Here is a 15783-nt window from a genome sequence, read left to right on the forward strand (position 1 = left end):
AATCGTCCCCACATTCACGTGCGGCTTGGTACGTTCAAATTTTCCCTTGGCCATTTATCGTATCCTTCAAAAACTGAGTCGGTTACAGAGTCATTTCTTGTTAATGATCGCCTCGGCGACGTTCTTCGGCGCTTCGGCGTAATGCTTGAATTCCATCGAGTAAGTCGCGCGACCTTGCGACAGCGAACGTACGCTCGTGGAATAGCCAAACATCTCCGCCAGCGGCACCTCCGCCCGGATCAGTTTGATATTGCCGGGAGCATCTTCCATCCCCTGCACCATACCGCGACGACTCGACAGGTCGCCCATCACGTTACCCATGTACTCTTCCGGCGTCTCGACCTCCACCGCCATCATCGGTTCCAGCAGGGTCGGGGAAGCGCGACGCATCCCCTCCTTGAAGGCAAATGATGCCGCCATGCGAAAGGCGTTCTCGTTGGAGTCGACGTCGTGGTAGGAGCCCTCGAACAGGGTGAATTTGATATCGACTACTGGAAAACCAGCCAGGACACCACTGGTGATGGCATCCTGCAAGCCTTTGTCGACTGCCGGAATGTACTCGCGCGGCACCGTACCACCCTTGATGGCATCGACAAACTCGTAGCCCTTGCCCGTCTCGTTCGGCTCGATCTTCAACCAGACGTGGCCATACTGACCACGGCCACCCGACTGCTTGACGAACTTGCCTTCCTGTTCGACCGTCTTCTTGATGCATTCACGGTAGGCCACCTGCGGCGCACCCACATTCGCATCGACGCCAAACTCGCGCCGCAAGCGGTCGACGATGATCTCCAGGTGCAGTTCGCCCATGCCGGAGATAATGGTTTGCCCCGACTCCTCGTCCGTACGCACACGGAAAGACGGATCCTCCTGTGCCAGACGGCCAAGTGCGATACCCATCTTTTCCTGGTCGGGCTTGGTTTTGGGCTCGACTGCGACGTGGATCACGGGCTCCGGGAAGATCATCCGCTCAAGCGTGATTACCGCGGCCGGATCGCAAAGCGTTTCGCCGGTGGTCACATCCTTGAGGCCCACACAGGCCGCGATGTCGCCGGCGAGGACCTCTTTCAACTCCTCGCGGTTGTTGGCGTGCATCTGCAGCACGCGCCCAATACGCTCGCGACGACCCTTGGTCGGGTTGTAAATAAAATCGCCGGTCTTGAGCACCCCGGAGTAAACGCGAATGAAGGTCAACTGCCCGACGTACGGGTCGGTCATCAGCTTGAACGCCAGCGCGGAAAACTTGGCGGTGTCGGACGCTTCGCGGCTACCCTGCTCACCATTCTCCAGCTCGCCAGTCACTGGCGGGATGTCAATCGGCGACGGGAGCAAATCGATCACCGCGTCCAGCATACGCTGCACGCCCTTGTTCTTGAAGGCCGTTCCGCACAGGCCGGGTTGAATCTCGCAGGCCAGAGTGCGCGCGCGCAAACCCTTTATCACGTCAGCCTCGTTCAGATCCCCATCTTCGAGATAGCGGTTCATCAACTCTTCTGACGATTCGGCCGCTGCTTCGACCATCTTGCCGCGCCACTCATCTGCTTGAGCCTGGAGCTCGGCCGGAATATCGCGATAATCGAACTTCATTCCCAGCGAGGCCTCATCCCAGACGATGGCCCTCATCTTGATCAGATCGACGACGCCCTCGAAGTATTCTTCCTTGCCGATCGGGATCACGATGGGCACCGGGTTGGCGTTCAACCGGGTCTTCATCTGCTCCATGACTTTGAAGAAGTCTGCACCCTGGCGATCCATCTTGTTCACGAAGGCCAGGCGCGGGACCTTGTACTTGGTCGCCTGACGCCAAACCGTCTCGGACTGCGGCTGTACACCGCCAACCGCACAATAGATCATGCACGCACCGTCCAGCACCCGCATTGAGCGCTCGACTTCAATCGTGAAGTCAACGTGGCCCGGCGTATCGATGATGTTGACCCGGTGCTCGGGGCGATCGAGCTGCATGCCCTTCCAGAAACACGTGGTCGCCGCCGAAGTAATGGTAATCCCGCGCTCCTGCTCCTGCGCCATCCAGTCCATCGTCGCAGCGCCATCATGCACTTCGCCGATCTTGTGATTGATACCCGTGTAGAACAGGATGCGCTCGGTCACGGTCGTCTTGCCGGCGTCAATGTGGGCGCTGATACCGATATTCCGGTAACGCTCGATGGGGGTTTTACGTGCCACAGTAATAGACCTTCACGAATAAAGAGCGGTCGCCGGCGGGGAAACGCCGACGCCTTTGGTGTGACTTTCTTGGTGCGACTTAGAAACGGAAGTGCGCGAAGGCCTTGTTGGCCTCTGCCATACGATGGATTTCGTCACGCTTCTTGACTGCACCACCACGGCTTTCTGAGGCCTCCAGCATCTCGGCAGCCAGACGCTGGCCCATCGACTTCTCGGAACGCTTGCGCGCGGACTCCCGCAACCAGCGCATGGCCAGAGCCATGCGGCGACTGGGACGAACTTCCACTGGCACCTGATAGTTGGCGCCACCAACCCGGCGACTCTTGACTTCGACGAGTGGCCTGATGTTACCCAACGCCAGACTAAAGACCTCCAGCGGATCCTTGCCAGTCTTGGTCGCAACCTGCTCGAAAGCACCGTAGACGATGCGCTCGGCGACCGACTTCTTGCCGCATTTCATGATTGTATTGACGAACTTCGAGACATCCACGTTCCCGAACTTCGGATCCGGCAGGATATCGCGCTTTGGCACTTCACGACGACGGGGCATAGCAACCTCTCATAGTCACAATTCAGTTGAAGGGGCGGACAACATGACCTCCCCTCCTGGCCGCCCATCTGGAGCGACCCTTACTCGGACGGAAATCAAGCAGCCTTCTGGCGCTTGGTACCGTACTTGGAACGACCTTGTTTACGCTTCTTGACGCCCTGCGTGTCCAGCGAACCGCGGACGGTGTGATAACGCACACCCGGCAAGTCCTTGACCCGGCCACCGCGAATTAGCACAACCGAGTGCTCCTGCAGGTTGTGCCCTTCACCCCCGATGTACGAAATCACCTCGAAACCATTCGTCAGGCGAACCTTGCAGACCTTGCGCAGCGCGGAGTTCGGCTTCTTTGGCGTGGTCGTGTAGACACGGGTGCAGACCCCCCGCTTCTGGGGGCAATTTCCCAGCGCGGGGACCTTGCTCTTGGTGCGGACAGCCTCGCGAGGCTTGCGCACCAACTGGTTGATGGTTGGCATGTTCTACCCTTATGTTCAGTGCAGAAACCGTCGTGAGGACCACATGGCGTCTGCAAAAAACCAAGGCGGACCAAAAAAGGCCGCCTTGGCGATTTCAATGACTAGCCGACGCAGCACACGGCGACGGCGACAAAGACCGGCGATTCTATGGTCTATCACGCCCCAAGTCAAGCGGCGGGTTCGTCCTGTACGCTCTCTTCGGCGGCAGACAGATCATCCGCAAACAATCCGCTTCCGTCAGCAACATCTTCGCCGGCCGCGTTCTTCTTGCGCGTGTTGTGATAGGCAAGACCCGTACCAGCCGGTATCAGACGGCCGACGATGACGTTCTCCTTGAGGCCACGAAGTTCGTCGCGCTTGCCCATGATCGCAGCCTCGGTCAGAACTCGTGTCGTTTCCTGGAATGAGGCCGCCGAGATGAACGAATCGGTAGACAAGGATGCCTTGGTAATACCCAGCAGTACATGTTCGTAGGTCGCTGGAAGCTTCCCTCCGGCAAGCATGGCGTCATTTTCGTCCAGCAGATGAGCGCGCTCCACCTGCTCGCCCTTGATGAACTTGGTGTCGCCGGGGTCCAGCACATTGACTCGGCGCAGCATCTGGCGAACGATCACCTCGATGTGCTTGTCGTTGATCTTGACGCCCTGTAGCCGGTAGACATCCTGAACCTCATCGGTGATGTAGACCGCTAGCGCTTCGACGCCCAACAGCCGCAGAATGTCGTGCGGGTCCGGCGCGCCATCGACGATGGACTCCCCCTTATTGACGACCTGTCCGTCATGCACCAGGACATGCTTGTCCTTCAGGATCAGATACTCGTGGGTATCGCCGTCAAGATCGGTAATGACCAGGCGCTGCTTGCCTTTGGTGTCCTTGCCGAACGACATGGTGCCGGTGAACTCCGCCAGCATTCCCGCGTCCTTGGGGGTACGCGCTTCGAACAGTTCCGCGACGCGCGGCAAACCACCGGTAATATCACGCGTCTTGGCCGACTCCTGCGGCAGGCGGGCAAGCACGTCACCTACCGAAATCTGTTGCCCATCAAACACGTTGATGATCGCACCGACCTGGAAGGTGATGGTCACGGGTTGCTCGCTGCCATGCATCTTGACTTCTTCGCCATCAGCCTCGAAGAGCCTGACCTGCGGGCGTAGACCTCTGCTCGGAACCTTGCCGCCGCGCTTCGGATCGATGACCACTAGCGTGGACAGCCCCGTAACCTCGTCGATCTGCTTGGCGACGGTAACGCCTTCGTCGACGTTCTCGAATTTCACCAGGCCAGAGTATTCCGCGATGATCGGACGCGTATGAGGATCCCAGGCCGCCAGTCTGGCACCGGCCTTGACTGGCTCAGCATCGACCACCCGCAGCGTCGCTCCATAAGGGACCTTGTGCTTCTCGCGTTCGCGCCCACTGTCGTCGGTAATCAAGATCTCGCCGGAACGGGTAATGACGATCTTTTCGCCCTTGGCACTGGTCACGTAACGCATTGTGGACGTGAAGCGCACCACGCCGGCGCTGTGCGTTTCGACATGGCTGGCAACCGCAGCGCGTGACGCCGCACCACCCACGTGAAACGTCCGCATGGTCAGCTGTGTTCCGGGTTCGCCAATCGATTGCGCGGCCATTACACCGACCGCCTCGCCGACATTGACCGGGGAACCACGACCCAGGTCGCGGCCGTAGCACATGGCGCACAGACCATAGCGCGTATCGCAGGTCAGCGGCGTGCGCACCTTGACCTCATCGATACCCAGGCGATCGATCAGATCACAATGGTCCTCGCAGATCAGTGTTCCTTGCTCAATGAGCGTCTCGTTGGAATCGGGGTGCACCACATCAGCAGCCGTGACGCGCCCGAGGATGCGCTCGCGAATGGCCTCGATCACCTCACCGCCTTCGATCAGGGCTTTCCGGGTGACCCCGTTGGTCGTTCCGCAATCATCCTCGATCACCACCAGGTCCTGTGTCACGTCCACCAGTCGACGCGTCAGGTAACCAGAGTTGGCCGTCTTCAAAGCCGTATCCGCCAAACCCTTGCGTGCTCCGTGCGTCGAGATGAAGTACTGGAGAACGTTAAGGCCCTCGCGGAAATTGGTCTTGATCGGTGTTTCGATGATCGACCCATCCGGCTTCGCCATCAAGCCCCGCATACCCGCCAACTGACGGATCTGCGCTGCCGAACCGCGCGCGCCCGAATCGGCCATCATGAAGATCGAGTTGAATGACTCCTGTCTCTCCTTGTTGCCGTGGCGATTGGTGACTTCCTCGTGACCGAGCTGATCCATCATCACCTTGGCGACCTGATCGCCGGTACGCCCCCAGATATCGACCACCTTGTTATAGCGCTCACCGTTGGTGACCAGACCGTTGGTGTACTGGTTTTCGATCTCCTTGACTTCCTCTTCGGCGTTGGCAATGATTTCGCGCTTTTGCGCTGGAACCAGCATGTCGTCCGAGCAGATCGAAATGCCGGCGCGAGTCGCCAGGCGGTAGCCGTTCTGCATCAGTTTGTCGGCAAAAACCACCGTTTCCTTCAGACCACAGCGGCGGAAAGCGGCGTTGATGAGTTTCGATATTTCCTTCTTCTTGAGGGTCTTGTCGATCAGGCTGAACGGCAGTCCTTTCGGCAGGATCTCGGAAAGGAGAGCGCGGCCGGCCGTCGTCTGGTAACGAGTGATCTTCTCCTGCCAGCCGTTGTCGCCATCGGCTTCATATTCGGTGATCCGGACAGCAACCCGTGCGTGCAGGTCAAGCTCACCCGCCTGCATGGCGCGCGTCACCTCGGCGAGGTCGGGAAAGATCATGCCCTCACCCTTGGCATTGATGCGCTCGCGGGTGGCGTAGTAGAGACCGAGAACGATGTCCTGAGAGGGAACGATAATCGGCTCGCCGTTCGCTGGCGAAAGGACGTTGTTAGAGGCCAGCATCAACGTCCGTGTTTCCATTTGCGCTTCGAGCGACAGGGGCACGTGAACAGCCATCTGGTCACCGTCGAAGTCGGCGTTGAAGGCGGCGCAAACCAGCGGATGCAACTGGATCGCCTTGCCTTCGATCAAGGTCGGTTCAAAGGCCTGAATGCCCAGACGGTGCAGTGTTGGCGCACGGTTGAGCATGATCGGATGTTCGCGGATAACCTCTTCCAGGATGTCCCACACCACTGCTTCCTGGGTCTCGACCATCTTCTTCGCCTGCTTGATGGTGGTCGCCAGGCCCATGCCTTCGAGACGGTTGAAAATGAACGGCTTGAACAACTCGAGCGCCATCAGTTTCGGCAGACCGCATTGATGGAGCTTGAGCTGCGGGCCGACGACGATGACCGAACGGCCCGAGTAGTCAACGCGCTTGCCAAGCAGGTTCTGGCGAAAACGACCGCCCTTGCCCTTGATCATGTCGGCCAGCGACTTGAGCGGGCGCTTGTTGGCGCCGGTCATTGCCTTGCCACGACGCCCGTTGTCCAACAGTGAGTCGACAGCCTCCTGCAGCATCCGCTTTTCGTTGCGCACGATGATTTCCGGTGCCTTCAACTCGAGCAGGCGCTTGAGACGATTGTTCCGGTTGATGACCCGGCGATAAAGGTCGTTGAGATCGGAGGTCGCAAAACGACCACCGTCCAGCGGCACCAGCGGACGCAGATCCGGCGGCAGCACCGGCAGCACCTCAAGCACCATCCATTCCGGTTTAATACCCGACTTCTGGAAACCTTCAAGGATTTTGAGCCGCTTGGAGAACTTCTTGCTCTTGGTTTCCGAAGTGGTCGTCTCCAGCTCGGAGCGCAGCGTTTCAACCTCGCGGCTGAGGTCGATGGAGCGCAGCAATTCCCGGATTCCCTCGGCACCCATGGCCGCGTCGAAATCGTCGCCGTACTCTTCGACCTTCGCCAGATAGTCGTCTTCGGTCAGCAGCTGGGCGCGTGCCAGCGGCGTCATGCCGGGATCGTAGACCACGAAAGCCTCGAAGTAGAGCACGCGCTCAATGTCGCGCAGCGTCATGTCGAGAACCATGCCGAGGCGACTTGGCAGGCTTTTCAGAAACCAGATATGGGCGACCGGACTGGCGAGATCAATGTGCGCCATCCGCTCACGGCGAACTTTGGCGAGCGTCACTTCGACACCACACTTCTCGCAGATGACGCCGCGATGCTTCAGCCGCTTGTACTTGCCACAAAGACACTCGTAGTCCTTGATCGGTCCGAAAATCTTGGCGCAGAACAGACCGTCACGTTCCGGTTTGAACGTCCGATAGTTGATCGTCTCGGGTTTCTTCACTTCACCATAGGACCAGGAACGAATCTTGTCCGGCGAAGCGAGACCAATGGTGATCGCATCGAACTGTTCTTCCTGCGTCACCTGCCTAAACAAATCAAGCAGTGCTTTCATCTTTTGCTCCAGTAAGGAGAGAGGTGTCAGGGGCCACAAGCGGCGAGGCTGGCAGATTCACAGGCCTCACTGCTCGCCCCTCGGCAAACAATCAGAAGCGTTCGAGATCGATGTCAATGGCCAGCGAACGAATTTCCTTGACCAATACGTTGAAGGACTCGGGCATGCCAGCTTCGATCTTGTGGTCGCCCTTGACGATGTTCTCGTACACTTTTGTCCTCCCATTCACGTCGTCGGACTTGACGGTCAGCATCTCCTGCAGCACGTAGGAAGCACCGTAGGCTTCGAGGGCCCACACCTCCATCTCGCCGAAGCGCTGACCACCGAACTGCGCCTTGCCCCCCAGCGGCTGCTGGGTAACCAGCGAGTACGGGCCAGTCGAGCGCGCGTGCATCTTGTCATCGACCAGGTGGTGCAGCTTCAACACGTGCATGTAACCCACCGTCACCTGCCGCTCGAACTGCTCACCGGTGCGCCCATCGTAGAGCGTCATCTGGCCGGACTCCGGCATCCTGGCCAGCGCCAGCATGGCCTTGATTTCCGATTCTTTGGCGCCGTCGAAAACCGGCGTCGCGAACGGCACCCCGGCTTCCAGGTTGCCTGCCATTTCCAGGATCTCGCCGTCGTTGAGCTGATCCAGGTCTTCCGACTTGCCGGTGCTGTTGTAGATTTGCTCGAGGAAACCGCGCACCTCCTTGGCTGTCGCCTGCCGCTGAAGCATCTCACTGATCCTGAAACCGAGGCCTTTGGCAGCAAGTCCCAGGTGGACCTCGAGAATCTGGCCAACGTTCATCCGCGAAGGCACGCCAAGCGGGTTGAGCACGATATCGACGGGACGCCCGTCGGCCATATACGGCATGTCCTCGACCGGCACGATGCGCGAAACCACGCCCTTGTTGCCGTGCCGTCCGGCCATCTTGTCGCCGGCCTGCAGGCGGCGCCTGACGGCAACGTAGACCTTGACCATCTTTTGCACACCGGGCGGCAATTCGTCGCCCTGGGTGAGCTTCTTGCGCTTCTCCTCGAAGGCGACATCGAAGCCCTTGCGGGTCTGTTCCAGCCCCTCCCGCAAAGACTCCAGTTGATGCGCGACATCTTCGTCGGCCATCCGGATATCGAACCAGTGATGTGGCTCGATACCGTCGAGATACTCCTGGGTCACCAGCGTACCTTTGGCCAGCCTCTTCGGTCCACCGTTGGCCGGCTTGCCCACGATCATCCGCTCGACGCGGGCGAATGCATCACGCTCGACGATACGCAATTGATCGGCAAGGTCAAGCTTGTAGCTACGCAGATGGTCGTCGATGATCGATTGGGCGCGCTTGTCGCGCTCGATACCCTCGCGGGTAAACACCTGAACGTCGATCACCGTACCGGCGATGCCCGACTGTACGCGCAGCGAGGTGTCCTTCACATCGGAGGCTTTCTCACCAAAGATCGCGCGCAACAGCTTCTCTTCGGGCGTCAACTGGGTCTCACCTTTCGGTGTCACCTTGCCAACCAATACGTCACCGGCTTCGACTTCCGCACCGATATAGACGATTCCCGATTCGTCGAGCCGCGACAGTTGCGACTCGCCGAGAGAAGCAATATCTCGTGTAATTTCCTCGGGACCGAGCTTGGTATCGCGCGCCACAACCGTCAGTTCCTCGATGTGGATCGAAGTAAAGCGATCTTCGGCAACCACGCGCTCCGAGATCAGAATCGAGTCTTCGAAGTTGTAGCCGTTCCACGGCATGAAGGCGACCAGCATGTTCTGGCCGAGCGCCAGTTCACCCTTGTCGGTCGAGGCACCGTCGGCCACCACGTCGGCCTTGGCAATGACGTCCCCGACCCGAACCAGCGGCCGCTGGTTGATGTTGGTATTCTGGTTGGAGCGAATGTACTTGACCATGTTGTAGATATCGACACCCACTTCACCCGGGCCGGTCTCGTTGTCATTGACGCGCACCACCACCCGCGCCGCATCGACGTAATCAACCACCCCACCGCGCAGTGCCTGCACCGCCGTGCCCGAGTCCACCGCTACCGTGCGCTCGATTCCGGTCCCGACGAGAGGCTTTTCGGGACGCAGACAGGGAACCGCCTGCCGCTGCATGTTCGCTCCCATCAGCGCGCGGTTGGCATCGTCGTGTTCCAGGAAGGGAATCAGCGAAGCGGCCACCGAGACAATCTGACTTGGGGCGACGTCCATGTACTGCACGCGCGCCGGCTCGGCAAGAATCGTTTCACCTTTTTCGCGGCAGGTAACCAGATCATCGGTCAACACCCCCGCGTCGCCCAGATCAGAGTTCGCCTGCGCGATGACATAGGCGCCCTCTTCGATGGCCGACAAATACTCGATCTGATTGGTCACCCGACCGTCGACAACCTTGCGGTAAGGCGTCTCGAGAAAGCCATACTCGTTGGTTCGTGCGTAAAGCGCCAGCGAGTTGATCAGGCCGATGTTCGGGCCTTCCGGTGTTTCGATCGGGCAAACGCGGCCGTAGTGGGTAGGATGCACGTCGCGTACTTCGAAACCGGCACGCTCGCGCGTCAAGCCACCCGGGCCAAGCGCCGAGACACGACGTTTGTGCGTGATCTCGGACAGCGGGTTGGTCTGGTCCATGAACTGCGACAGCTGGCTGGAACCGAAGAACTCCCGGACAGCAGCACTGATCGGTTTGGCGTTGATCAGGTCGTGCGGCATCAGGTTGTCTGATTCAGCCTGCGACAAGCGCTCCTTGACAGCGCGCTCGACGCGAACCAGGCCGGCCCGGAATTGGTTCTCGGCCAGTTCGCCGACCGAACGAACGCGGCGATTGCCGAGATGGTCGATGTCATCGACTTCACCACGACCATTGCGCAATTCGACCAGCAGCTTGATGACTTCAACGATGTCGCGTGGCGACAAGGTCAACTGTTCGCGCACCTCGCCGACGACCCCGGCACCCTTCAGTTGATCGAAGAGCGCCAACGCAGCCGCTTCGGACAGGTTCTCGGCTAGCGCGCGCGGCCCGTGGCTCAACTCGGCCATGACCTGCTCGGCAGCCGCCGCCGCGTCACCCAAGGCCTCTTTGATCAGCTTGATGATCCCCTCGCGCTTGGACGGCACCTGCTTGACCATGATCTTGTATTCGACGACGTCCTTGCGAGCGACGCGTCGGTTGAACTTCATGCGCCCAACTGCTGAAAGATCGTAGCGATCGTCGGAGTAGAACAAACCGTTGAACAGGATTTCGACCGCATCTTCCGTCGGGGGCTCACCTGGCCGCATCATGCGGTAGATGGCAACGCGCGCCGCCTGCCTGGAAGCTGTATCGTCGGCGCGCAGGGTCTGCGAGATGAAACCTCCGCGGTCGAGATCGTTGATATACAGCGTCTGCAGGGACTCGATACCGGACTCGAAAAGCTTCGCCAACAGTGTTTCGGTAATCTCGTCATTGGCATTGGCCAGAATTTCGCCGCTACCCTGGTCGACCACGTCCTCGGCAATCACCCGGCCAATCAGAAAGTCATCCGGGACAGCAACCTGCTTGATTCCCGCAGCATCGAGTTCACGAATGTGCTTGGCCGTAATCCGCTTGTCTTTGGCAATGATCAGCGCGCCGGACGGGTCATTGAAGTCGAAGCGCGCAACTTCACCGCGCAGGCGTTCCGGAACCAGCGCGAATTCGATCACGTTCTTGCCCAGCAGGAAGGTGTCGAACTCGAAAAACTCACGCAGAATGGTTTGTGGCGTCAGGCCGATCGCCTTCAGCAAGGTCGTTACCGGCATCTTGCGACGACGGTCCACGCGGAAGAAAAGCAGGTCTTTCGGGTCGAATTCGAAATCAAGCCAGGAGCCACGGTAAGGAATGACCCGCGCCGAAAAGAGCAGCTTGCCCGAGCTGTGCGTCTTGCCACGGTCGTGTTCGAAAAAGACGCCCGGCGACCGGTGCAACTGCGAGACGATGACCCGCTCGGTGCCGTTGATGACGAAGGAACCGGTGGAAGTCATCAGCGGAATTTCGCCCATGTAGACTTCCTGCTCCTTGACTTCCTTGATGGTATCGGGCGTTTCGCGATCAAGGATGACCAGGCGAACCTTCGCTCGCAGCGCCGAGGCAAAGGTCAGGCCACGCTGGTGGCATTCCTTGACATCGAAGGTGGGCTCCGAAAGTGCGAAGCTGACGAACTCGAGCCGCGCGTTACCGCTATGGCTGACGATCGGGAAAATCGACGTAAACGCAGCTTGCAAGCCTTGGTTCTTGCGCTGTGCTGTGGGAACCGTTCGCTGCAGGAAAGCAGAGAACGACTCCAACTGGGTCGCCAGCAAGAACGGCACTTCAAGCACGCTGGCGCGCTTGGCAAAGCTCTTGCGGATACGCTTTTTCTCGGTGTAGGAGTAGTTCATGGTTGCTCCAGACTCAGAAGGCAAATCCTCTAGTGCACATCAGCGACGGTCAAAAGACCCGCCAGTGTGCAACGGACAAACGCAATACGATTAGAACGAAACAGGACCGGGAAATACTAGCCCTGGCCTTCGCTACTCGTGCTTGCGTTTGCACCCTGCACAGCATTAAGTCGGCGACACGCGTCGACGCAAAGCTGTTTCCGGAAAAGCGCAAACGGGCTGACAGCCGGAAGGCTGTCAGCCCGAAGCACCAGACCGGAATTACTTGACCTCGACCTTGGCTCCGGCATCCTCAAGCAACTTCCTGAGGGCATCGGCATCGGCCTTGGAAACACCTTCCTTGACCGCCTTCGGTGCGCCATCAACGAGATCCTTGGCTTCCTTCAAACCAAGGCCGGTCGCAGCGCGAACGACCTTGATGGTTTCGACCTTCTTCTCGCCGCTAGCCATCAGCATCACGGTGAACTCGGTCTGCTCCTCGACAACGGCGGCGGCTGCACCCGGCGCAGCGACCGCCATCGAAGCCGCTGAAACACCAAATTTCTCTTCGAATGCCTTGACCAGGTCATTCAGGTCCATGACCGTCATCGAACCGACGGCTTCCAGGATGTCTTCTTTGCTAATAGCCATAATCAATAAACTCCCAAATCTCTAAATACGAATATTCGAAAAACCGACAAGGCGATCAAGCCACCGCTTCTTCGCGCTGCTTGGCCAAGGCCGCCAGCGCGCAGGCAAAGCCGGTCACTGGCGCCTGCATCATCCCGAGCAATTGGGCGAGCAACTCCTCGCGACTCGGAACCGACGCAAGTTTTTGCACGCCGGCCGGGTCGAGAAGCTCACCAGCATAACTGCCCGCTTTGAGAATGAGCTTGTCATTGGTCTTTGCGAAGTCATTGAGCACTTTGGCTGCTGCGACAGCGTCGTCCGAGATACTGTAGATCAGCGGTCCCGTCATCTGCTCGGCCAGACTGGCGAACACCGTGCCGTCGACCGCCCGGCGCACCAAGGTGTTTTTCAGGACACGCAGGTAGACCCCTGCAGCGCGTGCCTGCGCCCGTAAACGGGTCAGGTGAGCGACCTGCAAACCGCTGTACTCGGCCACGACCATCGTCTGAGCACCAGCGACCCTGGCCGATAGCTCAGCCACGACCGCTTTCTTTTCATCAAGATTAAGACCCACAGGCCCTTCCTCCCATCAAGTCAACAGACGGCACATCCGACTGGATGCGCCGCACCCACGGCGACCTTGGATCAGGGTGACAGCGAAAGGCCTGGGCCTGTCACTGCGAAGTCCTTCTCGGGGCGCACCGCCTATGCAGGCTGCTCTCGCACTTAAGCCTCCGGCTAGAGCCTTCGGCACCTACGGTCTTTGACGATCCCGTCGACGGTGCGAAAACACACCGGCAACAGCCCAACAAAGTTCCTTGCCCAGCCACGTCACGACCGTGGCTGGAACGATTTCACATTACTTACAGCGTGGAAGGATCTACTCGGATTCCCGGACCCATCGTGCTGGACACCGCTATTCTCTGCAAATACTGACCCTTGGAAGCTACCGGCTTGGCCTTGACCAGCGCGTCCACCAGCGCCTTGAGGTTGGCCGCCAACCTGTCGACGTCAAAAGACGCACGACCGATCGTGCTGTGGATGATGCCACCCTTGTCGGTACGGTACTGCACCTGACCGGCCTTGGCATTCTTGACCGCAGCGGCCACGTCCATGATCACCGTACCGACCTTGGGGTTGGGCATCAGGCCGCGCGGCCCCAGTATTTGACCCAACTGGCCGACCACCCTCATCGCATCAGGGGTCGCAATCACCCGATCAAAATTCATGACGCCGGCCTTGATCTCGGCGGCAAGGTCTTCAAAACCAACGATGTCAGCTCCGGCTTCCAGAGCAGCGGCGGCCTTTTCGCCCTGCGCGAAGACGGCGACGCGAATCGTCTTTCCGGTACCGGCCGGCAAGACCACCGAACCGCGCACGATCTGATCGGACTTGCGCGGATCGACACCCAGGCAAACGGCAACATCGATCGATTCGTCGAACTTGGCCGTCGCGAATTCCTTGGCCAACTTCAGCGCCTCGCCCACGGCCACGCTGATGGTGCGATCAACCTTGCCCGCAAGGGCCTTTTGACGCTTGCTCAAATTAGCCATCTCAGAGACCCTCCACGGTGACGCCCATCGTCCGGGCACTGCCAGCGATCGTGCGAACCGCGGCATCCATGTCGGCCGCCGTCAGATCGGGCATCTTCTGTGTCGCAATGGCTTCACACTGAGCGCGGGTCAAGTTGCCAACCTTGTTGGTCAGCGGTTTGGCGCTACCTTTCTGGAGGCCGATGGCCTTTTTGATCAGAACGGTCGCCGGCGGCGTCTTCATGATGAAGGTGAAGCTCTTGTCCGCAAAAGCGGTGATCACCACAGGAATCGGCAAGCCAGGCTCGAGCCCTTGCGTCTGAGCGTTGAACGCCTTGCAGAACTCCATGATGTTCAGCCCGCGCTGGCCCAGCGCCGGCCCGATCGGGGGCGAAGGGTTCGCCTTTCCCGCCGGCACCTGCAGTTTGATGTAGCCAATGATTTTCTTTGCCACGGTAGGACTCCTTTAGACGGGTTCAAGCGCGCTCGTGACAGCGCTCCCCAAAAGACAAACGCGGCCCGGGAGCCGCACTACTGCGACGCGTCAAAAAAAGCCCTCGCGTCGCGATTACTCGCAGGGTCAGGCCTTTTCGACTTGAGCAAACTCTAGTTCGACCGGGGTCGGTCGACCAAAAATGGTCACCGACACGCGAAGACGGTTTTTCTCGTAGTTCACCTGCTCGACGGCACCATGAAAGTCCGTGAACGGACCTTCTTTGACACGCACCACTTCGCCTGGCTCGAAGAGAACCTTGGGACGCGGCTTTTCGACGCCCTCCTGGATCTGCTGCATGATCTTGTCGACTTCTTTTTCAGAGATCGGCGTCGGCTTGTTGGCGGTACCACCAACGAAACCGGTGACTTTTGGCGTGCTCTTGACCAGATGCCAGGAGTCGTCGTTCATTTCCATTTCCACCAGCACATAGCCGGGGAAAAACTTTCGTTCGGAAATGCTTTTCTGGCCCATCTTGAGCTCGACAACCTCTTCGACCGGCACCAGGATTCGGCCAAAGGCCTGCTCCATACCCTGTCGCTGAATGCGCTCCAGCAAAGCACGCTGGACGCTCTTCTCGAACCCGGAATAGGCGTGTACCACATACCAACGCATGCTCATGATTGCCTCCAGCCAAGAACCAGGTCGTATAGAACCCACTCCAGGCCCTTGTCGGTCAGCCAGAGAAAGAGCGCCATGACCACTACGAAGGCAAACACCAGGCCCGTGGTCTGCATAGTTTCCTTGCGTGACGGCCAAACGACTTTTTTCGCTTCGGTCGTAGCCTCTCTGGCGAAGCCAAAGAACTGACGCCCCGGCTGGGTCTGCCAGGCAACGGCGGCACCAAGCCCCGCCCCAGCGATGACCGCAAGAACACGCAGTATCATCGCCTGCTCGGCAAGCAGGTAAAAACCAGCGATGCCGGCGATGAGCAACAACACCGCCAACGCAAACTTGAACTTATCGGCCATTTGGTCCGCTTTGTTTACTTCTTTGATTACTTGTTGGCAGGGGCAGAGGGAATCGAACCCCCAACCTTCGGTTTTGGAGACCGACGCTCTGCCAGTTGAGCTATGCCCCTGCGGCAGAAACCAGGGGTGCCCCGCGAACGGAGCCCCCACGCGAACTGGACTTACTCGATTATTTTTGCCACGACGCCGGCGCCGACCGTGCGACCCCCTTCACGGA

Annotated in this window: 11 protein-coding genes and 1 tRNA gene; all 12 read right to left on the reverse strand. The window is 59.1% G+C overall.

Going from position 1 to position 15783, the window contains the following annotated elements:
- Nucleotides 1–90: 90 nt before the first annotated feature.
- Entirely contained in the window at nucleotides 91–2184 is a 2094-nt protein-coding gene (fusA, locus tag RUW20_RS04505; protein ID WP_313951003.1) for an elongation factor G, read from the reverse strand.
- Between the two features lie 79 nt (nucleotides 2185–2263).
- The gene (rpsG, locus tag RUW20_RS04510) at nucleotides 2264–2734 is read right to left on the reverse strand and encodes a 30S ribosomal protein S7 (protein WP_313951004.1); all 471 of its coding nucleotides are present in this window, start codon (nucleotides 2732–2734) and stop codon (nucleotides 2264–2266) included.
- 95 nt (nucleotides 2735–2829) lie between these two features.
- Nucleotides 2830–3207, reverse strand: a complete 378-nt coding sequence (gene rpsL, locus RUW20_RS04515; RefSeq protein WP_313951005.1) for a 30S ribosomal protein S12 — start codon at nucleotides 3205–3207, stop codon at nucleotides 2830–2832.
- Between the two features lie 167 nt (nucleotides 3208–3374).
- Nucleotides 3375–7586, reverse strand: a complete 4212-nt coding sequence (gene rpoC, locus RUW20_RS04520; RefSeq protein WP_313951006.1) for a DNA-directed RNA polymerase subunit beta' — start codon at nucleotides 7584–7586, stop codon at nucleotides 3375–3377.
- Between the two features lie 91 nt (nucleotides 7587–7677).
- The gene (gene rpoB, locus RUW20_RS04525) at nucleotides 7678–11961 is read right to left on the reverse strand and encodes a DNA-directed RNA polymerase subunit beta (RefSeq protein ID WP_313951007.1); all 4284 of its coding nucleotides are present in this window, start codon (nucleotides 11959–11961) and stop codon (nucleotides 7678–7680) included.
- A 261-nt stretch (nucleotides 11962–12222) separates the two neighbouring features.
- The gene (gene rplL, locus RUW20_RS04530) at nucleotides 12223–12591 is read right to left on the reverse strand and encodes a 50S ribosomal protein L7/L12 (protein WP_313951008.1); all 369 of its coding nucleotides are present in this window, start codon (nucleotides 12589–12591) and stop codon (nucleotides 12223–12225) included.
- A gap of 55 nt (nucleotides 12592–12646) precedes the next feature.
- Nucleotides 12647–13144: a 50S ribosomal protein L10 gene (rplJ, locus tag RUW20_RS04535; RefSeq protein ID WP_313951009.1), complete on the reverse strand. Its 498-nt coding sequence runs from the start codon at nucleotides 13142–13144 to the stop codon at nucleotides 12647–12649.
- A gap of 289 nt (nucleotides 13145–13433) precedes the next feature.
- Nucleotides 13434–14123 (reverse strand): 50S ribosomal protein L1, encoded by a 690-nt coding sequence (gene rplA, locus RUW20_RS04540; RefSeq protein WP_313951010.1) that lies wholly within the window; start codon nucleotides 14121–14123, stop codon nucleotides 13434–13436.
- A 1-nt stretch (nucleotide 14124) separates the two neighbouring features.
- Entirely contained in the window at nucleotides 14125–14556 is a 432-nt protein-coding gene (gene rplK / locus RUW20_RS04545) for a 50S ribosomal protein L11 (RefSeq protein WP_313951011.1), read from the reverse strand.
- Between the two features lie 126 nt (nucleotides 14557–14682).
- Nucleotides 14683–15216, reverse strand: a complete 534-nt coding sequence (gene nusG, locus RUW20_RS04550) for a transcription termination/antitermination protein NusG (RefSeq protein ID WP_313951012.1) — start codon at nucleotides 15214–15216, stop codon at nucleotides 14683–14685.
- On the reverse strand, nucleotides 15213–15566 hold the full coding sequence (secE, locus tag RUW20_RS04555; protein WP_313951013.1) for a preprotein translocase subunit SecE: 354 nt from the start codon (nucleotides 15564–15566) through the stop codon (nucleotides 15213–15215). Before secE ends, nusG begins: the two co-directional genes overlap by 4 nt.
- A 34-nt stretch (nucleotides 15567–15600) precedes the next feature.
- Nucleotides 15601–15676, reverse strand: a tRNA-Trp gene (locus tag RUW20_RS04560).
- Between the last annotated feature and the right edge of the window lie 107 nt (nucleotides 15677–15783).

This window comes from Accumulibacter sp. (assembly GCF_032229525.1).
In the GTDB taxonomy this organism is placed as follows: Bacteria; Pseudomonadota; Gammaproteobacteria; order Burkholderiales; family Rhodocyclaceae; genus Accumulibacter.